Source organism: Periweissella fabalis (assembly GCF_012396505.1).
Classification (GTDB): domain Bacteria; phylum Bacillota; class Bacilli; order Lactobacillales; family Lactobacillaceae; genus Periweissella; species Periweissella fabalis.
Genome location: NZ_JAAXPN010000001.1, coordinates 22,407 through 44,700 on the forward strand (window position 1 = coordinate 22,407; position 22,294 = coordinate 44,700).

Sequence of the window (22,294 nt, forward strand, 5' to 3'; positions counted from 1 at the left end):
AAAAACAATTGACGAAAGATGTAATTCTTGATATTATATTATTTGTTGATTGCTTCGGGGGAGTAGCGAAGTGGCTAAACGCGGCGGACTGTAACTCCGCTCCTTCGGGTTCGGTGGTTCGAATCCACTCTCCCCCATCCGATAAAAAACCTGCAAATTTATTTGCAGGTTTTTTGTGCTTTAAAATAAAATTAACTGTGTTCTGAAAAATAATGATGATATTTTTTCATTGTTTTATAATCTTTTTGTAATAAAAAGTTGATGTGGAATGAGTAATGAGCGCTATGATGTTAATTGAATTTGAGAGAAGGAATTTTTAAGATGCAGTTATTGTTTATATTAATAAAGGTGCGCATGCCGCAATTTGGATTACAGTTATCTCAATCTTGAATTGGGTACCGATTATCTTAGGAGCGGTAACTGGCGATATGGCGGATCGTACAAGGCATAAGATCAAAACGTTTGCGATGATTCGTTGGGTGCAAACAATTATGTATGTGATTGTGGCTTTAATTATTCAACAACCAACGATGCTAGTTATTACGGTGATTCTATTTTTGAATGTTTTGTCAGATCTTTTGGGTGGAATTCGTTCAGGGATTTATAGCCATCTATTGAAGGTTAACTTGGCGAGTGATGAGTTCCAGGAAGCGTCCGAATTTTCTCAAAGTATGAACGTTTTAATTGACCTAATTGGTGGGGCGGTTGGCTTGGCATTACTAACGTTAGTGCATAATAATTTTTCCGTTTTTGCAATTTTAAATGCCGTCACGTTTGCTTTATCTGGTTTAGTTGTATTTTTGGCCCGCAAACATATTAAAGAACCTGCAGTAAATCAGGAGAAGAAGCAACAAAACCAAAAATCATCAAGTTTTATTCGACGTGTGCGCCTAGGTATCCAAGAATTACGCAAGTTACCTGGAATCAAATCGGTTTTAACTTATTTGATTGTAATCAATGGGTTAGCAGCGTCAACGAATGTATTATTTGTGTTATCGTTGCGGCATCATGTTACATTATGGAACCTTGGTTTTAGTCAAATGTTTTTCTTGGTTACATCAGCTTTCTCAATTGCGATGTTTGTGAGTTCATTATGGACAACGGATATCTTTAAACGCTTGAATTTAACACATTTATTATTGGTGCATTTGTTAGTTCAAGGGACGATGGCGGTCACGTTTTTAATTGGTAATGGCGTACTGATTTTAGTTGCCGTTGCGGCGTTAGGATACACATTAGCTAAAATAACACCAAGATTTTATGGTAATTTAATGCGCAATTTGGGAAATGCACAAATTGGCTTAGTATTAGGATTAATCAATTCGGTTTCATTAACATTACCGGTTGTGATGATTGCTTTTTTTGGCTTCGTTGCGGCAACTGTGGGTCTGCAAATTTCGTGGGGCATATATGCGGTATTGACAGTTATGCTATTCATACCGCTAGTTATTTTGCATAAAAATATTAACTCTTTTGAAGTATAAGTGATTGGATAGAGAGAATTGTCCTGATTTAATAATTATCCTTTTGAAACAAAGTCAAAAAGAATTTTAATTTTTTTTTGCAAAAAGTGTTGACGAAAGGAGGTGATGTTGGTAATATATTATTTATCGATTGATTGTTAAATCTTTCGGGGGAATAGCGAAGTGGCTAAACGCGCCGGTCTGTAAAACCGTTCCTTCGGGTTCGTAGGTTCGAATCCTACTTCCCCCATCGAATAAAAACCTGCAAATTTATTTGCAGGTTTTTTTTGTATTATCATTGCGAAAATGTTGACAAGTTTCGGTTGGCGTACGATAATTATTCAATGAACTTAATATTTTAATAACGATGAGAAAAGAGCGAGTTTTCTTTGATCAAGCCAGCGAATTTGGGATAGTGTGAGCCAGATGTTGATTAGTTAACTCGGGCACTTTTTTAGTTATTCACAAAAAGCTGTCTAGCATTGATTGATGTTAGGAAGTAGGGTGGAACCGCGTTAATTCAACGTCCCTATGTCAATTCTGTTGGCGTAGGGATTTTTTTATTGTCAAAAACTTAGGAGGAAAGACTGATGGAACATAAATTGTCAATGCAACAAATTATTTTGAAGTTGCAACAATACTGGGCTGAACAAGGTGCAATGTTGATGCAAGCCTACGATACTGAGAAAGGGGCGGGAACAATGAGTCCTTACACTTTCTTGCGCGCCATCGGTCCTGAACCATGGAACGCCGCTTACGTGGAACCTTCACGGCGGCCAGCGGATGGTCGATACGGTGATAACCCTAATCGGTTATACCAACACCACCAATTCCAAGTGGTTATGAAGCCATCACCTGATAACATTCAAGAATTATACTTGGGTTCATTACGTGAACTTGGTATTGAACCATTAGAACACGATATTCGGTTCGTTGAAGATAACTGGGAAAACCCTTCAATGGGTGCGGCCGGTGTTGGTTGGGAAGTTTGGTTAGACGGAATGGAAGTTACCCAATTTACGTACTTCCAACAAGTGGGGGGGCTTCAAGTTGATTCGGTGACTTCAGAAGTTACTTATGGTCTTGAACGGCTTGCATCATACATTCAAGATGTACCAACTGTTTACGATCTTGAATGGGCTGATGGGGTTCTTTATGGTGACATCTTCAAAGAACCTGAATTTGAACACTCAAAATACTCATTTGAAGAATCAAACCAAGAAATGCTTTTGAGCATGTTTGATAATTTTGAAGCCGAAGCTAAGCGCTTGCTTGATTTAGGGCTTGTGCACCCAGCTTACGACTACATTTTAAAATCATCACATACTTTTAACTTATTGGATGCCCGTGGTAGTGTCTCAGTTACGGAACGCGCTGGTTACTTAAGTCGGATTCGGAACATGGCCCGCGCCGTGGCGAAGGCCTTTGTTGCTGAACGTAAAAAGCTTGGTTTCCCATTGTTAAAAGATGAAGAATTACGTGCCAAATACTTGGCCGACGATGAAGAAACAAACAAGGAGGCTAAGTAATTATGGCAAACTTTTTATTAGAAATTGGCTTAGAAGAAATTCCGGCCCACGTGGTAACACCAAGTATTGAACAATTGGTTAAGCGGGTGGGTAAATTTCTTGATGATAATCGGATTACTTATGGTGAAATTAAACCATTCTCAACTCCTCGTCGGTTAGCTGTGCAAGTGTTAGACATTGCAGCTAATCAACCAGATATTGATGAAGAAGCTAAAGGTCCCGCCAAAAAGATTGCATTGGATGCTGAAGGTAACTGGTCAAAAGCCGCTCAAGGCTTTGTTCGTGGCCAAGGGTTGACAACTGATGACATCACTTTTAAGGAATTAAAAGGGGTTGAATACGTCTATGTTACGAAGCATATTGCGGGTAAGCCGGTTGAAGAAGTTCTTCCTGGTTTAAAAGATGTGATTATGGCCATGACGTTCCCAACAACGATGAAGTGGGCCAACAACTCATTTGAATACGTCCGTCCAATCAAGTGGTTAGTAGCGTTGTTAGATAACGAATTAATTCCGTTCTCAATTCTTGAAACAAGCGTTGGCCGGACTTCACGTGGTCATCGTTTCTTAGGTCAAGAAGTTGAATTTACAGATGCATTAAGTTATGAAAAAGCATTAAAAGATCAATTTGTAATTGCTGATGCCAGTGTACGTAAAGCGCTTATTAAAGGCCAAATTGAAGCGATTGCTACTCGCAAAGCTTGGACCATTGATATCGATGCCGACTTACTTGAAGAAGTAAATAACTTGGTTGAATGGCCAACCGCGTTTGCCGGCTCATTCAAAGAAGAATACTTAGCGGTCCCAGATGAAGTTTTAATCACTTCAATGAAAGAACACCAACGGTTCTTCTACGTAACTGATGCGGCTGGTAAGTTATTGCCATTCTTTATCGGGGTGCGTAATGGTAACAGCGAACACATCGATAACGTGATTGCTGGTAACGAAAAAGTATTGACTGCCCGGCTTGAAGATGCCAAATTCTTCTACAACGAAGACCAAAAGCAAACCATTGCTGATTACATGGGTCGCGTTGAAAAACTTTCATTCCACGATAAAATTGGTTCGGTTGCCCAACACATGCAACGCGTTAAGTTAATTACGCAAATCATTGGTAAGCAATTACAAATGTCAGCGACTGAGTTGACACAATTAGCCCGCGCCAGTGAAATTTACAAGTTTGACTTAGTAACCGGCATGGTTGGTGAATTCTCAGAACTTCAAGGGGTTATGGGTGAAAAATACGCCACAATCTTTGGTGAGGATGCCGCAGTAGCCACAGCCATTCGCGAACACTACATGCCAATTTCCGCTGAAGGTGATTTACCAGTCTCAACCGTTGGGGCCGTCCTTGCCTTAGCTGATAAATACGATGCGATTCTTTCATTCTTCGCCGCCGGTATGATTCCTTCTGGAGCCAATGACCCATATGCGCTTCGTCGTCAAGCCCTTGGATTTGTGCGGATTTTACGTGATAAGCAATGGAAGCTTGATTTAGCAGCGATTAACGCCGGTTTGATTGCAAGCCTTGCTAGTGATAACACCGGCTTACCAGCTGCTGTTCAAACGGCTTTAAGCGATGTTAATACTGATGTTGCTTCATTTATGGTTGACCGGGTAAAACAATTACTTAACGGTCAAAATACGCGTCACGATATCATTGAAGCGGTGATTAACGGTGACAGCAACGATATCTTAACGATGTTTGCGCAAGCCCATGTCTTAGAAGCACATAAAGATGATGCTAACTTCCGTGACTTTGTCGAAGCCTTCACGCGGGCCGTTCGCTTGAACAAGCAAAACCCGATTGAAGCACCATACACAGTTGATGCAAGCTTGTTTGATAATGATTCAGAAGGTGTCTTGCACAATGCTGTGGCTGCCCTTGAACCAATTTTGGCAACCAGTTCATTAGCTGACAGCTTTGTTGAAGCCCAAAGTCTTGTACCAACCATTGCAACGTACTTTGAAGCAACGATGATTATGAGTGAAGATGCCGCTGTGCGTCAAAATCGCTTGAATCAAGTTGCTCAAATCGCAGCAATTGCCAACAAGTTTGGTAACTTGACTGATTTGATTGTTAAATAAAACTAAAAAGCACACGTGACAGAAGTCGGGCGATGCTAATAAATACGACAGCAGCCTCTCTGAAGAATTCTTCAGAGAGGCTGCTGTCGTATTTTGAATATATCGAGCTTTTGGAACATATTTTAGTTGCAAATTATTACTAAAAATAGTTATATCGTAGCACCTTTTATATAAATTCTATTGCATTTAATCGGCTTAACGTTGCATATTAACTTGTATTTGAACAAGCAAGCTACTTAATAATGTACATGACTCTAAGAAATTAGTGATGACAATTGGTTTAAGCGATGCCGATGTTTGTTGTGATTGAGCAATCGCCATTGCAATACTAGCATCATTGCCCATGATTTTAACAGCTGTAACGGCTAATGCATCTGGTGTTGAGCCATAGCCTGCTGCGGTAATTTCGTTAATAATCGTTCGTAAATCAGTTACCATGATATGAATAGTATTATGAACATCAGCAATGCCAAGGTGAGCGGGTTTAGTGAAAAATTTATTACCAGCATTAAAGGTGATGTTATAGGCCAAGCTAATATTTTTAGCTAAATTATCTTCGAAATTAACAGGTATATCACGTTGGATAGGAAGTGGTGCATGATTGATTGGTAATTCAAGTAATTGCGGATAAGCGGTACTAATACTTTGTAAGTCATTTTCGATTGTTTTAAGCCAAGTTGCTAACTTAAGAGCCCGATGTTTGGGCGCAATATGTTGCAATAATGGAGCTGTCATGCCGGAACTTTCAAGCTGATGAAGATCTGTTACTAATTGACGAATCTGATAGATTAAATGATTAACTGCAGCTGCTGCTACCACATTAGTAATGGTTGGGAAAGTGGCTGCTATAACTTGTGAACATTCAATATCAGTTGCTTTAACGGCAACAAATGGATTGATTTGAGTACAAGTAGCTACAATTAACTGATCAACACGCGTGTTGATTTGTGAATCGGCATCATCATGATAGATGTGTACGGGGAATAATTTGGCGATAGTAATATTATTTTGTGATAATAGCTGTTCACATGCTTGAATAATTAGTGCACCGACATTAGCATCAAGGGCACGGGCATCAATATTGCAACGTGCAGCTGCCCGTTTAGTATGGAGTAAAGCACGCACAACTTGAATGGGCATGGTTGGTCCAGTCATTGCTAATGGATTTAGCAATTGTGGTGCTTCGATAATCGGGGAGACAGGTTCTTCAGCGGTATTAGTTAATAACATTAATTGTCCTTCTTTCAAAAATACATTAGTTTTTACTTAATAATAGAACTTATTTTAGTATATGTAAAGTGATGTGCATTTGTAGTGGCGTTAAGTGCCAGTTTGAGAAGGGATAAAAGATTATTGTAAAAAATATGAAAACGCTTTCTTTTGTTAGGAAGATAAATTATAATTAAATTGTTCTTAGTAAAACTAATGTAATCTGAGGAGGCTTATTATAATGCAAAATGATTCAGGATATAAATTACCAGATGATTTCCTTTGGGGGTCAGCTGTAGCTGCTCATCAACTTGAGGGTGCTTGGAATGTTGATGGTAAAGGTGTGTCAATTGCGGATGTTATGTTAGCCGGTGAAAATCACGTTGCCCGTCAAGTAACAGACACAGTGTTGCCAGATGGTAATTATCCAAATCACCGCGGCATTGATTTTTATCATACTTATACACAAGACTTTGATTTATTCAAAGAACTTGGGATGAATGCATTTCGGACATCAATTGCTTGGACGCGAATTTTCCCAAATGGGGATGAAGATGAGCCCAATGAAGCTGGGTTGGTGTTTTACGATCAGATGATTGATTCAATGATTGAACATGGCTTAGAACCAGTGATTACATTAAGTCATTTTGAAATGCCATTGCACCTTGTTAAAGAATATGGTGGTTGGCGTAATCGCAAGGTGATTGATTTCTTCGTTAAATATGCCAAAACCGTGATGACTCGATATGGCGACCGGGTTAAGTACTGGTTGACGTTTAATGAAATTAATAACCAAACTTCTTGGATGAATCCTCATCATTTACTACAAGACTCAGGTTTGAAGGACTGTCCAGAAGAGCAAGCCCAAGAATTAATGTACTTGGCTTCCCACCACGAATTGGTGGCTTCAGCCTTAGTTACTAAAGCTGCGCATGAGATTAATTCAGCCTTAGAAGTAGGTTGCATGATTGCCATGAATCCAGTTTATCCAGCCACATCAAATCCTAAAGACATTATGATGTCACAACGAGCAATGCAAACGCGTTACTACTGGGGTGATGTCCATGCACTTGGTGAATATCCAACATGGTTATTGAAATACTTTGAACAAAAAAATATCAATATTGATATTACTGAAGCAGATAAAAAGATTCTTAAAGAAAACACCGTTGATTTTGTTTCATTCTCATACTACATGTCATGGACGGTTTCAGATCCTGAAAATCCATTATATGAATATGATGAGGAAAAGAATCACGGTGATAATCCATTCCTTGCTCAATCAGATTGGGGTTGGCAAATTGACCCTGTTGGGATTCGGTATGCGATTAACTGGATGTGGGATCGTTGGCACAAAAAAATGATTGTCGTTGAAAATGGTTTTGGGGCTTTTGATAAGCTCGAAGATGGTATGATCCATGATCCATATCGAATTGACTACTTCAAAAACCATATTAAATCCGTCGAAGAAGCAATTGTACTTGATGGGCTACCAGTCTTTGGTTACATGCCATGGTCTGGAATTGACATTATCTCTGCGTCAACAGGTGAAATGAAGAAACGCTACGGCTTTGTATATGTTGATTTAGATGATTTTGGTAAAGGTTCTGGTAAACGCTATAAGAAAGATAGCTTTGCTTGGTATCAAAATGTAATCAAAACTAACGGTACCGAATTGTAAAAATATATTAAAAAGTCCCTTGAAGAAAAATCTTCAGGGGCTTTTTTAATGTGTCCAATTTTTTAAACGAACATTGTTAATGGGTTTTAAAATATTGCTCTAAACCTAATAGGACATCATCAGCAATTGCTTGACGATAACTAGCTTGTTGAATGTATTTGAAATCATGATCACTATTAATGTAACCATTTTCAAGTAAAATTGCTGGTAAGGTATTTTGTCGAATTACTAAAAAGTTACCAAATTCAACGCCACGACTTACAACCGGCAAATTATGCATTTGGCCATTAATTGCTGATGCTAGATTGAATGACCCGTTATTGTGATGATAGTAATAAGCCGTTAGGCCATTAGCAGTATTGGCAGCTGGGGATGAATCAAAATGAAATGAGATTGAGGCATCAGCATGGTGAGCTTCAGCAATTTTGGGAATTTTATCAAGATAAACAATATGATCGCTTGTCCGTGTCATTATAACATTAACACCGTAAGGTTCGAGTGCATCACGGACTAATTTAGCTGTTTTTAGAGTGTAAGTTTTTTCAAATTGACCTGTATTAGAAAGAGCTCCAGTGTCATTGCCACCATGACCAGCATCAAGCATGATAGTTGTCTCGGCTAATGGCGTGAGAGCTTTTAATGGGGTTTTTCGATGCAATAACCAGACTGGTAACCAGGCAATTTTTTCGTTTGGTTGCCGAACAAGCGCCCAATTGTTCGTTTGCTTAACAACTTTTAATTTAGTTCCTTTAGTAACAAAGCCAATTGTTTTAGAAGTTCGTGAAGGGCCCGCATGGATGGGGATTTTATTGAGGGCAACAGTTTCTTGATTCTTATTTAATAAAATAAAAGCAATTACAAAGGTGAAAATGCTAAATACCGCCACAATCGTGAGAGGGATAAAGTTTTTTTTGATATATGTCTGCATCCGAGATTCTCCAATTATTTAACATACTTTAAAAAACAAGATTACCACAAAATAATTGTTGGTGCGATAAATAAGCTGAAATATCAAGATTTATTAATTAATTTTGAATGTAACGTTTCAGGGAGTAGCGGGATATTGTATAATTAACGAATTGATACTACTATAAATTGTTAAAAGGATTGCAGTATGCGCGATATACAGAATTATTTTGATAGACACTTATATATTGGCCGAATTGGAACGGCATTTATTTATGCCGTGATGGTTTCCGTAGCTTTAAATTATTTTTGGACGCCTGGTCATATTTATTCATCTGGGATTACTGGATTAGCACAACTATTTGATTCTTTATCACAAGGCCTATTTGGCTTTAATATTCCAGTATATATTTTCTTATTTGTCTTCAACGTTCCTTTGATTGTTGCAGCATGGCGTTCTATTGGTCGACGCTTTGCTATTTTTACCACTATCGCTGTCGTACTTGCATCGATTATGATTCGGGTAATTGATAAACCAGTAACACTTACACACGATCCGTTAATAGATGCTATATTTGGTGGCTTAGTAAATGGATTTGCTACCGGTTTAGCATTACGTAATGGTATTTCAACTGGTGGCTTGGATATTATAGGTATTTTAATTCGTAAACGGACCGGGATGCGCATGGGACTTGTGAATATGACTTTTAACGCCTTCATTATGGTGGCTGCAGGTGTCGTTTTTGGTTGGCAATTTGCTTTTTATTCAGCTATCGGAGTTTTTGTTAATGCTAGGGTAATAGATACGGTTTATACGCGTCAGCAAAAGATGCAAATTATGATTATTACTGATCGTCCTAAAACTGTAGTTGATTCAATTCAAAATCATTTGCGTCGTGGAATTACGATTATCCATGGTGCAGAGGGTGCTTATAAGCATGATAATAAAGATGTCTTGTTTACGGTTATTTCGCAATATGAGCAGTATGAAGTTACCGAAGCTTTGGCAGAATCTGATGCCCACGCCTTTATGTCAATGTGGCGGGTTGATAAGATTCAAGGAAACTTCTACGAACCAAAATTATAATAAAACGATTGTCAAGCTAGGTCGCTAAAAAGGGACCTAGCTTTTATTATTCAAACGATTTTTGGTATAATACACCGTAGACATTGTAGAAAGTATAGGTGAAAAATATGGTTGTTCGTTTAGGTTCACATGTAGGGATGAGTGGTAAAGAAATGCTACTCGGATCAGCTAAAGAGGCCGCAAGTTACGGTGCCAACACATTTATGATTTACACAGGAGCACCACAAAATACCCGTCGCAAGGATATTAGTGAGATGAATATCCCGGCTGGTCAAGCTTATATGGCGGAACATGATTTAGCAGAAATAGTTGTGCATGCACCATATATTATTAATTTGGGAAATACGATTGCACCTGAAAAATTTACTTTTGGGGTTGATTTTCTTAAAGCTGAAGTCCAACGTGCTGAAGCATTAGGTGCATTACAAATGACACTTCATCCAGGTGCCCATGTTGGAGCTGGGGCTGATGCCGCTATAGCTTCAATTGCTAAAGGCTTAAATGAGGTTATTACTTCTGAGCAAAAGATTAGTATTGCCATTGAAACTATGGCTGGTAAAGGGACTGAGGTTGGACGAACATTTGAAGAAATTGCAGCTATCTTAGATAAAGTAGCCTACAACGATAAGGTAAGTGTCACAATGGACACCTGTCATATTCATGATGCTGGATACAATGTTCGTGAAGATTTTGATGGAGTTTTGAATCAGTTTGATAAAATTGTCGGGCTTGATAAATTAGGTGTAATTCACGTTAATGACTCTAAAAATCCACAAGGGGCCCATAAAGATCGCCATGAAAATATTGGCTTTGGGTACATTGGTTATCAAGCCTTGCATGATGTTGTTTTTCATCCGCAATTGGAGAATTTAACTAAAATTATGGAAACTCCGTATGTTGGGGAGGACAAAAAAACTGCAGTAGCACCATATGGTGCTGAAATTGCTATGCTTAAATCCGGAGAATTTGACCGTCAATTCCGGGAAAAGTTAGTTCCAGGTTGGCAAGAAGGTCCGCTTGTGACAGAACTTTAAAATAATTATTTTTTGAATTGACTTGAACTTTAATATTTGCGATAATAATAATCGAGCATTTGGAACTTAGGTTATGGATGTTACATATAACTGAGAGGGGGTGTATTTCATGGCAAAGACAGTCGTTCGTAAAAACGAATCTCTTGATGATGCACTTCGTCGTTTCAAGCGTGGCGTTTCTAAGGATGGTACTTTACAAGAATACCGTAAGCGTGAATTCTACGAAAAGCCATCTGTTAAGAAGAAGCTTAAGTCTGAAGCAGCTCGTAAGCGTAAAAACAAGAAGAGCCGTTTCTAATAGAGCTATCTATTAATAGAAAGTGTACGCTGCGTCGAAAGACAAAGAACACTAATACGAAAAAGGAAGAGTCTAATTTATTAGGATCTTCCTTTTTTGTCATTGTAAAGATTCAATTGCTTGTAATATGGACATAAATAGGCTATCATGTAATGATAGATTTTTTATGAAAGTGAGTTAATAGCATGTTAAAACAAACAAAAAACTGGTTGCGGCAACATGATTTCGAATATCATCAAGACTTCATTCGTCCCTTGCTAGGCACTGAGCGGACATATGTTTTGAAGTTTGGCCGAGATAGTAAGAAAAACTCGCGGGTAATTGTAAAATACCGATACACTTTTTTTGGTAAGCTAAAAATTACTGAATTAGATTTGCACATTCACGGTCAACATAACCCGCGCGTCTTTGCTAGCGAAGCGGATTTTATCGAATATCTTGAGCAACATTTAGACAAAATTAAATTAGATGCTTACAAGCATCCCGAACGCTTGGAAGTAACTGAATAGGATGATAATTAATCATGAGTAAAAAAGATACTAGCAAAAATTGCTAGTATCTTTTTTAACAAATAGTAATTTTTTTGCTTTTTTTCTCAAAAAGATTATAGTTGAGATAGCAAAAAATTATCTTATGAAAGTAGGCTCATGTAATGATTTTGTTGTTTATGGTATTTGGGATATTAGCAGGGGTTGTATTGGCTAATCAAAATCCCGTTAACGCATATTTACGAGTTTTTGTTATTTCACCATATGTTGCATCTTTAATTTCTTTTTCAATTGGAACGTTTTATATTGGAATTGTAACTTTACTAGCTGGGCATCAACTTTTACCAACGGGAACGCAGATTGCTAGTAATCCGTGGTGGCTTTGGCTTGGTGGAGTAATTGCAGCAATTTATTTAACGTCAAATATTCTATTATTTCCCAAACTTGGAGCTGTTCAAACAGTTATTTTACCAATTTTGGGTCAGGTATTAATGGGGACAGTGATTGATTCATTTGGCTTATTTGGTGCTAAACATATTCCAATTACAGGCACCCGATTATTAGGTGTAGGAATTCTTTTAATTGGGATGTTTGTAGCAGTTGTTTTGGCTAATAAAACTAAAGCAGAGCAAATTTATAAAAATGAATTAAAAAAGCAAGATACACCAGCTAATCTAGCCTTGTGGCGTCTTTGGGGAGTTGTTGCGGGCATGCTTTCTGCTATCCAACAAGCAATTAACGGTCGATTAGGTCAGGTTGTTGACAGTCCCGTCCAAGCGACATTTATTTCTTTTTTAATATCGTGGTTAGTAATTCTAGTAGTTACACTAGTTATTGATCATAAGATACATATTCCCTTAACTGCCTTTAAGAAAATGCCAAAGTGGGGCTGGATTGGTGGTATTTTAGGAGCGACATTTGTATTAATGACAGTTATTTTAGTACCAATTATCGGGGCTGGCTTAACAGTAACAACCTCATTAATTGGGCAAATATTTGGTTCAGTATTAGTAACACAATTAGGACTATGGCGATCAATTAAGAGCCCAGTAAAACGATTACAAGTATTTGGTATTATAATTATGTTAGTTGGTGTCTTAATTATTAAGGGAATCATCTAAAAAATGTACCAGAAGCTAGTCTATAGCGACAACTATTAAAATACCCCTCTTGAAGAAAGATTCTTTAAGAGGGGTATTTTTTAATGTATCAGACTTTTGGAGTACGCTTTGACAATAAATTATTACTAAAAACTAGTTATATCACAAGCTTTTTTTAATGAAAGGTGCTAGATTAGCCAATAATTGACGTTCAGTGATGGTTGCAAAAGGTGCTGCGGGATGACTTTTTTTAAAGATTTTTACAAATGGTTTTTCAAATGCAACCCAATCATAATTAGGTAAGGTTGACTGTGAATATAGTTCATCAATTGATAAACCATGATGTAAGAGAATTAAAGCCATACGCGTCTCTAAAGTTAGGTGGCTATCTTGTACTAAATGTGATAGATCCGCTAAATCAAAATTTAACATATAACTCCTTAGCGCTTTGAATTAGGCTTAACTTTTGGTAATAGTGGTTTACGTGGTCGATTATAAGTGAACCCTTCACCTAGCGTTTCTTGAACATTAAGGATGGTTGTAAAGGCCCGTTGGTCGATGCGAGCGATTAGTTGACGTAATTGATGTAATTCACTTGGGGAAACGACGACATAAACAGTTAACCGAGGCTCGCGAGTATATGATCCTTCAGTATTAAAATAACTAGCTCCGCGATTCATCTCACTATAAACGGCACTCACAATTTCTTCGGGCTTATCAGTCATAATTAATACCCCTCGTGCAGTATAGGCACCTTCTTGGGTAATCGCTACAATACGTGAGTAAACGTAAGATGCCAGAATGGTATACATCATGTGTAGAATATCGATGTAGACCAATGATAAAATCATGACGGTGATATCAAGCAATAGCAAACTTTTTCCCATAGGAATGCCATATTTTTTTTCTAAAATTCGCGCAATAACATCAGTTCCACCAGTTGTACCACCGAATTTATATACTATTCCTAGCCCAGCTCCGGCAATTAACCCCGCGATAATTCCGGAAATGAACATATCGTGATGTAAATTCAACTGGAATGGGAAAGTTTGCCAGACGTAAATCCAAAATGATAATGCAAAAATACCATATAAAGTATAAACTAATGATTTACGCCCTAAAATCCGCCACCCAATTAAAACTAGTGGAATATTTAAGACTAACGTGGCAATCGCTGGATCAAAACCAGTCAATGCTCGTAAGATTAAAGTAATCCCAGTAACACCACCTTCAGCAAGGCGGTTAGGAATGTTAATATTAACCAATCCCCAAGCATAGATTGCCGTTCCGATGGTGAACATTAGTAAGTCGACAAGGCGAATTTTTTCGTTTTCTTGGACCATTGAACGCCTCCTAAAAAATTTATTATGTATAATTCTAATTCTAGCATTTTTAATAATTAAAGTCGTTAAATACATAAACAATATTTTACTATTATAATCAATAAATAAATCAGCACGCTTCTGCATTTATTTTTAGTGTTAGAATTGGTATGATATTAAGTAATAAATTGTACACAAAGAATGGAGAATGCAGTGAAAATTGCGAATTTACCACAAGAATTTATGGCAGCGTTACCGATTTTAGAAACGATAACTAACGCTGGCTTTGAGGCTTATTTTGTTGGTGGCAGCGTCCGCGATATGTTATTGGGCAAAGCCATTCATGATGTTGATATTGCCACAAGTGCTTATCCATCAGAAATAAAAGCTTTATTTGAAAAAACTGTTGATACGGGTATTGAACACGGAACAGTTATGATTTTAGATCACGGCAATGGCTACGAAACAACAACTTTTCGAACTGAAACCGGATATACAGATTTTCGACGGCCGGATTCTGTCAACTTTGTCCGTGATTTAGCTGAAGATTTAAAACGACGAGATTTCACAATCAATGCATTAGCGATGCGCGCAAATGGTGAAATTGTGGATTTATTTAATGGTTTAGTAGATCTTGATAACCATATTATTCGTGCGGTTGGGAATCCAATTGAACGATTCCATGAAGATGCTTTACGGATGATGCGGGCATTACGTTTTAGCGCACAATTGGGCTTTGTAATAGAAAAGACAACTAATGAGGCGATTAAAGCTGAAGCGCATTTGCTTACTAATATCGCTGTAGAACGAATTAATGTCGAGTTAAGTAAATTAATGCTTGGGAAAGCCGCGGCGGAGGGTTTAATGAATTTTGCCCAAAGTGGTTTATTTAATTACGTTCCCAATATAGATATGGGACGTGAATTAGATATCGTTGCAGCTGGACTAAAGTTACAAGGAAAAACCTTACCAGATGAAGCAACCGCTTGGACGTATTTGATTGATCAATTAGGTTTAAATGAAGCTGATGCGGGTCGCTTTTTGAAAGCTTGGAAGCATAGTAATGACTTTATTAAGCAAGTAAAAACAGCATACCATTTCATTCAATTGTATCGTCAACAAGTTGAGATAACTAATTGGGAATTATATCAAGTTGGAAGTGTATTACCAATTGCATTAGCTGTATTGAAACTCAATTTCAGTTCATTTGAAGGTGAAGAATACATGGCAGCATTGCATAACTTAGCAATTACTAATAAACGCCAATTAGCAATTGATGGACAACAATTGATTGCTACAGGGATTGTCAAGCCAGGCCCTAAAATGGGGGAAATTTTAGGCAAAATTGAACATGCGGTTGTCATTGGTCAGTTAAAAAATCATTTATCAGATTTACTCGCATACGCTGAAATGCTGCAAAGTAAGGGAGAATAACATGCAACAATTACGGGTTGAAGGCCTTACCAGTGTGTATGGTGAAAAGACTTTATTTAAAGATATCTCGTTTTTAATTAACGAAAATGATCGAATTGGGTTAATTGGAGTCAATGGATCAGGTAAAACATCATTATTGAATGTGATTGCTGATTTAAATTCAGCTGATCAAGGTCAAATTATTAAGCCTAATGATTATCGAGTTAGCTATTTAAAACAACAACCTGAGCTAGATGAAAGCTTGACAGTTATGGAAGCTGCTTTTGCTGGTAGTCAACCAGTTTTTCAAACAATTCGTAATTATGAGGCTGCCTTAAGTGCTTATAGCGCTAATCCCGATGATACGAAATTATTGGCACGCTATACTAAGGCTGAGGATGCTATGAATCAAGAAGATGCATGGTTAGCAGAAGCTGAAGTTAAAACTATCTTGACGCAACTACATGTACCAGACTTGAATCAAGTTGTTGGCAAATTATCTGGTGGTCAAAAGAAGCGGGTTGGGTTAGCACAAGTTTTAATTCAAAAACCTGATTTATTAATCCTTGATGAACCAACTAACCATTTGGATTTTGATTCAATTGCCTGGTTAGAAAAGTACTTAGCTAACTACAAGGGGGCAGTTTTAACAGTAACCCATGATCGTTATTTCCTTGACCAAGTAGCAACACGCATTTTTGAATTGTCATTTGGTGAAATTTATGAATACCAAGGAAACTATGCTGACTTTGTGGCACAAAAAGCAGAACGTGTAGCAGCGGCAGTAGTTGCTGATCACAAGCAAGAACAGCTTTATAAAAAAGAATTGGCTTGGATGAAGACCTCTGCACGGGCACGTTCAACTAAGCAAACAGCTCGCCAAAATGCTTTTGCTGAGATTGAAGCTAATCGTAATACATTACAAATTGATCAAGATGTTGAAGTTAACTTAGGACAACAACGATTGGGTAAAAAGGTTATTACGGTTGAAAATGCTAATTTAGCTTTTGGCGATAAAGTTATTTTACATGACTTTAATTACCTAATTCAGGCGCAACAAAGAATTGGAATTACAGGTGCTAATGGAGCTGGTAAATCAACTTTTTTGAATGCCTTAGCACAACGGGTACCATTAGATAGTGGAGTCATTGAGATTGGTGAAACGGTTAAATTAGCCTTTTACACGCAACAAATGGAGCCTATTCCAGATGACAAACGTATGATTGCGTATTTGAGTGAGGTTGCTGAGACAATCAAAGATAACAACGGCAATGATGTTAGTGTGACTGAGTTGTTAGAACAGTTTTTATTTCCGCGCTTTATGCATGGAACATTAATTCGTAAGTTATCAGGTGGTGAGAAGCGTCGGCTATACTTGTTGAAACTATTAATGTCGCGGCCTAATGTTTTATTCTTAGATGAACCAACTAATGATTTAGATATTGGTACTTTAACAGTGCTAGAGGACTATTTGGCTAGTTTCCAAGGGACAGTTATCACGGTTTCTCATGATCGCTATTTCTTAGATAAGGTAGCCGATAAGTTACTTATTTTTGATGGTAATGGTGAAATTGAACAATATACTGGGTTATTTAGTAGTTATTTAGAAACGCAATTAGCACAAGCTCATCCTGTTACAAAACATGTTACAAAAGCAGAAAAACACATGGCTAAAGTAGATGCAGCAGTACCAGCCAAGAAAAAAATGACCTATAAAGAAAAACAAGAATGGGCAACGATTGAAAACGATATTGAAAAATTAGAAAATCAACAAGCTGAGATTGAAACACAAATGGAAGCAAATGGTGCTGATTTTACTAAATTATCAGAACTTCAACGCCAACTTGAAACAGTTAGCACCCAACTTGAAACGATGATGGATCGTTGGGAATATTTATCAGAATTAGCAAATTAAACAAAAAACCTTAGGAGAATGGGCAATGACTAAAGCCGATGAGATTTTTAAGCAAAATATTAAAAATATTTTAGATAATGGGGTAATGTCAGAACAAGCCCGACCACATTATAAAGATGGTAAAACGGCGAACAGTAAATATATTACTGGGTCATTTGCCGAATATGATATTAGTAAAGGTGAATTTCCGATTACAACATTACGCCCAATTCCAATTAAGGCCGCGATTAAAGAAATTTTTTGGATTTATCAAGATCAAACTAATCGCATTGATGTTTTAGAAGAAAAATACGGTGTTAAATACTGGCGTGATTGGGTGATTGATGATGGGCAGACCATTGGGCAACGCTACGGAGCGACTGTCCGCAAACACGATATTATCAGTAATTTATTGACAGCATTGGCGGATAATCCATGGAATCGCCGTAATATTATTGACTTGTGGCAATATGAAGATTTGGCTGCAACGGATGGGTTAAAGCCGTGTGCTTTCCAAAGTATGTATGATGTCCGTCGTGTTGGCGATGATATTTACCTTGATGCTACTTTGATTCAACGTTCAAATGATATGCTAGTGGCCCACCACATTAACGCAATGCAATACGTGGCGTTACAAATGATGATTGCCAAGCACTTTGGCTGGAAAGTTGGTAAGTTTTTCTACTTTATCAACAATCTGCACATTTATGATAATCAATTCGCACAAGCCAATGAGCTTTTAAACCGAACACCAAGTGAGGTGGCCCCTAAATTGGTATTAAACGTCCCAGATGGTACTAATTTCTTTGATATTAAGCCAGAAGATTTTGTACTAGAGGATTATCAACCAGTTAAACCTCAATTGAAATTTGAATTAGCGATTTAATAAAAGGAGACTTCCGATGATTAATATGGTATGGGCGGAAGCTCATGATCACGTAATTGCTAAGGATGGGAATATTCCTTGGCGGTTACCGGCTGATTTAGCTTTTTTTAAGCAAGAAACGATTGGCCATCCAATTGTAATGGGTCGTAATACTTTTAAAACGTTTAATAACCGCCCGTTACCGCAACGGACAAATATTGTATTAACCCATGATGAAACGTTTGTCGCTCCAGCTGGATTTGAAGTTATGCATTCGGTTGCTGAGGTTTTAGCTGCAACTGTTGAAAAAGGCTTGGATTTATCCGTAATCGGTGGAGTGGCAATTTATGCTTCATTTATGCCTCATGCTGATGAATTAGCAGTGACAGAAGTTGATTTGGATGTTCCTGGTGGGGATGCACACGTGCCACCAGTTGACTTAACAATGTGGCAATTAGTTGAACAACGAATCGGTGTGTTGGATGAACGCAATACGATTCCGCATACGTTTAAAATTTATCGACGTTCAAAATAAAGCAAGTGTTCTCAAAGGCACTTAGATACAGAATACGACACTAAAACAGGCTGAAGATTTTTTCTTCAGCCTGTTTGTCGTTGTATGCTAGTATCTGCTTTTAGAACACGTTTGGCAGTAAATTATCACTGACAAAAATGTGCGCCTATCTAGATGTAATAAGTATTGTTAGTCAATGTAACGTAATTCTTTTGGTGAGTGAGTGAAAGCGTCAGCGCCAGTTTCAGTAACCACGACACAATCTTCAATTCGAACGCCAACTTCACCTGGAATGTAAATTCCTGGTTCAATTGAGAAAGTCATTCCCGGCTGTAATTCAAGGTTGTTACCTTCCATGATTGATGGGTATTCATGTTCACTTGTCCCCATACCATGGCCAAGACGATGGATAAAGTATTCACCGTATCCAGCTTTTGTAATGACATCACGTGCTATTTTATCAAGCTGTGCAGCTGTTATACCGGGTTTAACAGCTGCTTGCGCGGTTAATTGAGCTTCTAATACTACTTTGTGTACTTCAAGTGCCTTTTGATTTGGTTTCCCAAAGGCAAAAGTTCTTGAAGTATCTGAGATATAACCTTTATATAAAGTACCAAGGTCAAAAAGGATTAACTCATTGCGGTGCATTTGAATTTCAGAAGTAGCACCATGTGGATCAGCTGCATGTGCTCCTGCTTGAACCAACGTATCAAAACTCATACCTGTAACACCACGAAGTTTTGATTGGTATTCTAATTCTGCAGTAACTTGTAGTTCTGTCTTACCTTCTGCAATTGCCTTAAATCCAACTTCCATTGCAAAGTCAGCATCACGACCAGCTTGTTGTAATAGGGCAATCTCAGCTGGTGTTTTAATCAAACGCATTGTTTGCATATAAGGTGTCATATCCAAGTTAAATTGGGCATTTGGGAAAAATGCATGGATAGCTTCAAAGCGTTCAACTGTTAAAGTTTGCTTTTCAATTGCCCAATTAATAGGATTAGCAACACGTTCTTTAATATGTTGTGCAATCATGGCAAATGGTTGTTCATGGTCTTGATAACCATACACACCATATGGCCAGCCAGTTGCTTTAACTACTTCGACTTCAAGTGCTGGACAAAAGATAAAAGGTTCTGCTTCGGGGAATACGAAGAGGGCTAAAACCCGTTCAATAGGATCAGAACCAAAACCAGTTAAGTATTGGACTGATTCGAAGTTAGAAAAGTAAGCGACTTCTGCCTTATTTTGGCCAAGCCAATCACGAATTTGATTTAATTGCGTATATTCCATATGAGTCCTCGATTCTAAAGGTAATATTTGTTTACAATGATAACACTTATAATTAAAGATATTAACAAAAATAAAAATGTAAACGCTTGCATATTAGATTATTTGTTTGTTAAACTATATTTAACAATGAAAATGAAATGAAAACTTGCTATAATAGGCTTTTGGAATAAAAGTGATGTGAGGTTTGGTGCACGAGTATGGAAAAAGAAAATGTTACAATTTATGATGTTGCTCGCGAAGCGGGGGTTTCAATGGCGACAGTTTCACGAGTTGTTAATGGCAACAGTAATGTGAAACAAGCGACAAAAGACAAGGTTTTGGCAGTAATTGATCGGCTTGATTACCGTCCCAATGCAGTTGCTCGCGGTCTGGCATCAAAGAAAACTACAACCGTTGGCGTCATCATTCCAGATGTAACCGATATGTTTTTTTCTGAACTAGCCCGTGGAGTAGATGATGTAGCGTCAATGTATCATTACAATATCATTTTGGCCAATTCTGATGATTCAGGTACAAAAGAATTACAGGTTTTAGAAAATTTACTAGCAAAACAAGTTGATGGGATTATTTATATGGGGAATGGTTTACGGGATAAATTACGTGAACAATTTAGTCATACAAATGTACCAATTGTCTTAGCAGGTGGTGTTGATGAAAAAAATCAAACTCCGACGGTTAATATTGATTATACTGCGGCAACTAAAGATGCTGTAGCAAAGCTAATCAGTAACGGCCATAAAAAGATTGCATTTATTTCTGGTAGCTTGGAACAAGCAATTAATAAAGAATACCGATTAAAAGGTTATAAAGAAGCACTTGCAGAAGCAGATATTGCCTTTGATGAAACCTTAATTTTTGCAACTAATTATACGTATAATGCTGGTTTTGAATTAGCAAATGAACTATATGGTACTAGTGCTACTGCAGCTTTTGTTGGTGCTGATGAATTGGCAGCTGGGGTCCTTAATGGTCTAACTGATCGAGGAGTTAGTGTGCCAAATGATTTTGAAATCATTACGGCAATCAATACAAAATTGACACAGATTACTCGGCCACAGTTAACAACAATTAGTATTCCAATGTATGATATGGGAGCAGTTGCAATGCGGATGCTAACTAAATTAATGGGCAAAGAAAATATTGAAAACGGTCGGTTATCACTACCATATGGGATTATTAGCCGACAAACAACGCGATAAATATTAAAAAAATACCGCAGATATATTGATATCACTACATCAGACGAGTATACTATCTCTGTTAAGGAAGTTGATTTCTAATAAACAAATAAAAATTAAAAAGGAGTACTGAAGATGTCAGGACACTCAAAATGGCACAACATTCAAGGCCGTAAAAACGCCCAAGATGCAAAACGTGGTAAGGTCTTCCAAAAGATCTCACGTGACCTTTATACCGCAGCAAAAATCGGTGGTGCCGATCCAGATGGTAACCCAGCTCTTCGTTTAGTAATGGAAAAAGCCAAAGCAGCTAACATGCCTAAAGACAATGTGCAACGTGCATTGGATAAAGCAACTGGTGCTGGTGGTGCTAACTATGAAGAAATTACGTATGAAGGATATGGTCCTGCCGGAACTGCGGTTTTAGTACAAGCTTTGACTGATAACCGTAACCGTACCGCAGCTTCAGTTCGTTCAGCATTTACACACCATGGTGGTTCACTTGGAACTACCGGTTCAGTGGCCTTTATGTTTGACCGTAAGGGTTATATCTTTATTGCCAACGATGAAGACTTAAACTTGGATGAAGATACTGTCTTTGAAGCAGCTATTGAAGCTGGTGCTGAAGATATGAAAGCAACTGAAGATGGGTTTGAAGTAATTACAGAACCTGCAGACTTTGAAACAGTTCGTGACGCCCTTGTTGAACAAGGTTATGAAGTTTCTCAAGATGAAGTTACAATGCTTCCACAAAATACAGTTGAAGTTCCAGAAGATAAAGCAGCTACTTTTGCAGCTATGATCGAAGAACTTGAAGATAACGATGATGTTTCAGCTGTATACCACTCAGCAGAATAATAAAAAAAGACGAACTTTGGTTCGTCTTTTTTTATTTTATTTTGTGTAATTGGTATGTAGATAAAGTATACTTAA

20 protein-coding genes and 2 tRNA genes are annotated in these 22,294 nt (G+C 37.7%); 17 read left to right on the forward strand and 5 right to left on the reverse strand.

What is annotated here, in order from left to right; translation table 11 throughout:
• The first annotated feature begins 56 nt into the window (after window positions 1-56).
• The 5 genes from HF964_RS00110 to glyS all read left to right on the forward strand — a co-directional run bounded on the left by HF964_RS00110 (window position 57) and on the right by glyS (window position 5,079).
• Window positions 57-137, forward strand: a tRNA-Tyr gene (locus HF964_RS00110).
• 231 nt (window positions 138-368) lie between these two features.
• Window positions 369-1,484: an MFS transporter gene (locus HF964_RS00115; protein WP_338091070.1), complete on the forward strand. Its 1,116-nt coding sequence runs from the start codon at window positions 369-371 to the stop codon at window positions 1,482-1,484.
• Window positions 1,485-1,632: 148 nt separating this feature from the next.
• A tRNA-Tyr gene (locus HF964_RS00120) sits at window positions 1,633-1,713 on the forward strand.
• Window positions 1,714-2,053: 340 nt separating this feature from the next.
• Complete coding sequence (gene glyQ / locus HF964_RS00125) at window positions 2,054-2,992, forward strand: glycine--tRNA ligase subunit alpha (RefSeq protein ID WP_168721026.1); 939 nt, start codon at window positions 2,054-2,056, stop codon at window positions 2,990-2,992.
• Entirely contained in the window at window positions 2,992-5,079 is a 2,088-nt protein-coding gene (glyS, locus tag HF964_RS00130) for a glycine--tRNA ligase subunit beta (protein WP_250786659.1), read from the forward strand. The genes glyQ and glyS overlap by 1 nt, the downstream gene beginning before the upstream one ends.
• Before the next feature lie 195 nt (window positions 5,080-5,274).
• Here glyS and HF964_RS00135 read toward each other — a convergent pair whose 3' ends face one another.
• The gene (locus HF964_RS00135; RefSeq protein WP_168721028.1) at window positions 5,275-6,309 is read right to left on the reverse strand and encodes a lyase family protein; all 1,035 of its coding nucleotides are present in this window, start codon (window positions 6,307-6,309) and stop codon (window positions 5,275-5,277) included.
• 220 nt (window positions 6,310-6,529) lie between these two features.
• Here HF964_RS00135 and HF964_RS00140 point away from each other — a divergent pair, with 220 nt between their 5' ends.
• Window positions 6,530-7,969 carry a 6-phospho-beta-glucosidase gene (locus HF964_RS00140; protein ID WP_168721029.1) on the forward strand — a complete coding sequence of 480 codons (1,440 nt, stop codon included), beginning with the start codon at window positions 6,530-6,532 and terminating at the stop codon, window positions 7,967-7,969.
• Window positions 7,970-8,045: 76 nt separating this feature from the next.
• Here HF964_RS00140 and HF964_RS00145 read toward each other — a convergent pair whose 3' ends face one another.
• Window positions 8,046-8,897, reverse strand: a complete 852-nt coding sequence (locus HF964_RS00145) for an N-acetylmuramoyl-L-alanine amidase family protein (RefSeq protein ID WP_168721030.1) — start codon at window positions 8,895-8,897, stop codon at window positions 8,046-8,048.
• 186 nt (window positions 8,898-9,083) lie between these two features.
• Here HF964_RS00145 and HF964_RS00150 point away from each other — a divergent pair, with 186 nt between their 5' ends.
• The 5 genes from HF964_RS00150 (at window position 9,084) to HF964_RS00170 (ending at window position 12,903) form a co-directional block, all read left to right on the forward strand.
• Window positions 9,084-9,962, forward strand: coding sequence for a YitT family protein (locus HF964_RS00150; RefSeq protein ID WP_168721031.1), 879 nt, complete (start codon window positions 9,084-9,086; stop codon window positions 9,960-9,962).
• Window positions 9,963-10,069: 107 nt separating this feature from the next.
• Window positions 10,070-10,996: a deoxyribonuclease IV gene (locus HF964_RS00155; protein WP_168721032.1), complete on the forward strand. Its 927-nt coding sequence runs from the start codon at window positions 10,070-10,072 to the stop codon at window positions 10,994-10,996.
• Window positions 10,997-11,105: 109 nt separating this feature from the next.
• Window positions 11,106-11,294, forward strand: a complete 189-nt coding sequence (rpsU, locus tag HF964_RS00160) for a 30S ribosomal protein S21 (RefSeq protein WP_168721033.1) — start codon at window positions 11,106-11,108, stop codon at window positions 11,292-11,294.
• 185 nt (window positions 11,295-11,479) lie between these two features.
• Window positions 11,480-11,803, forward strand: coding sequence for a hypothetical protein (locus HF964_RS00165; RefSeq protein WP_168721034.1), 324 nt, complete (start codon window positions 11,480-11,482; stop codon window positions 11,801-11,803).
• A gap of 143 nt (window positions 11,804-11,946) precedes the next feature.
• Window positions 11,947-12,903 carry a DMT family transporter gene (locus tag HF964_RS00170; RefSeq protein WP_168721035.1) on the forward strand — a complete coding sequence of 319 codons (957 nt, stop codon included), beginning with the start codon at window positions 11,947-11,949 and terminating at the stop codon, window positions 12,901-12,903.
• Window positions 12,904-13,044: 141 nt separating this feature from the next.
• On the opposite strand, the gene HF964_RS00175 is transcribed toward HF964_RS00170, so the two are convergent.
• Entirely contained in the window at window positions 13,045-13,314 is a 270-nt protein-coding gene (locus HF964_RS00175; RefSeq protein ID WP_168721036.1) for a hypothetical protein, read from the reverse strand.
• Between the two features lie 8 nt (window positions 13,315-13,322).
• A complete protein-coding gene (locus HF964_RS00180) occupies window positions 13,323-14,225 on the reverse strand; it encodes a YitT family protein (RefSeq protein WP_168721037.1) in 903 nt (300 codons plus the stop codon).
• Window positions 14,226-14,417: 192 nt separating this feature from the next.
• Between HF964_RS00180 and HF964_RS00185 the strand changes: the two genes are divergently transcribed.
• From HF964_RS00185 to HF964_RS00200, 4 genes are read left to right on the forward strand one after another with little or no spacing between them, the layout of a single operon-like run.
• A complete protein-coding gene (locus tag HF964_RS00185; protein WP_168721038.1) occupies window positions 14,418-15,638 on the forward strand; it encodes a CCA tRNA nucleotidyltransferase in 1,221 nt (406 codons plus the stop codon).
• Between the two features lies 1 nt (window position 15,639).
• Window positions 15,640-17,532: an ABC-F family ATP-binding cassette domain-containing protein gene (locus HF964_RS00190; RefSeq protein ID WP_168721039.1), complete on the forward strand. Its 1,893-nt coding sequence runs from the start codon at window positions 15,640-15,642 to the stop codon at window positions 17,530-17,532.
• Window positions 17,533-17,557: 25 nt separating this feature from the next.
• Window positions 17,558-18,397, forward strand: a complete 840-nt coding sequence (locus HF964_RS00195; protein WP_168721040.1) for a thymidylate synthase — start codon at window positions 17,558-17,560, stop codon at window positions 18,395-18,397.
• Window positions 18,398-18,413: 16 nt separating this feature from the next.
• Complete coding sequence (locus HF964_RS00200; protein ID WP_168721041.1) at window positions 18,414-18,911, forward strand: dihydrofolate reductase; 498 nt, start codon at window positions 18,414-18,416, stop codon at window positions 18,909-18,911.
• Between the two features lie 168 nt (window positions 18,912-19,079).
• Here the strand turns inward: HF964_RS00200 and HF964_RS00205 are convergent, their stop codons facing one another.
• Window positions 19,080-20,183 (reverse strand): M24 family metallopeptidase, encoded by a 1,104-nt coding sequence (locus HF964_RS00205; RefSeq protein ID WP_168721042.1) that lies wholly within the window; start codon window positions 20,181-20,183, stop codon window positions 19,080-19,082.
• A 197-nt stretch (window positions 20,184-20,380) separates the two neighbouring features.
• Between HF964_RS00205 and ccpA the strand changes: the two genes are divergently transcribed.
• Window positions 20,381-21,382, forward strand: coding sequence for a catabolite control protein A (gene ccpA / locus HF964_RS00210; RefSeq protein ID WP_168721043.1), 1,002 nt, complete (start codon window positions 20,381-20,383; stop codon window positions 21,380-21,382).
• Between the two features lie 114 nt (window positions 21,383-21,496).
• Window positions 21,497-22,219, forward strand: a complete 723-nt coding sequence (locus HF964_RS00215) for a YebC/PmpR family DNA-binding transcriptional regulator (protein ID WP_168721044.1) — start codon at window positions 21,497-21,499, stop codon at window positions 22,217-22,219.
• The last annotated feature ends 75 nt before the right edge of the window (window positions 22,220-22,294 follow it).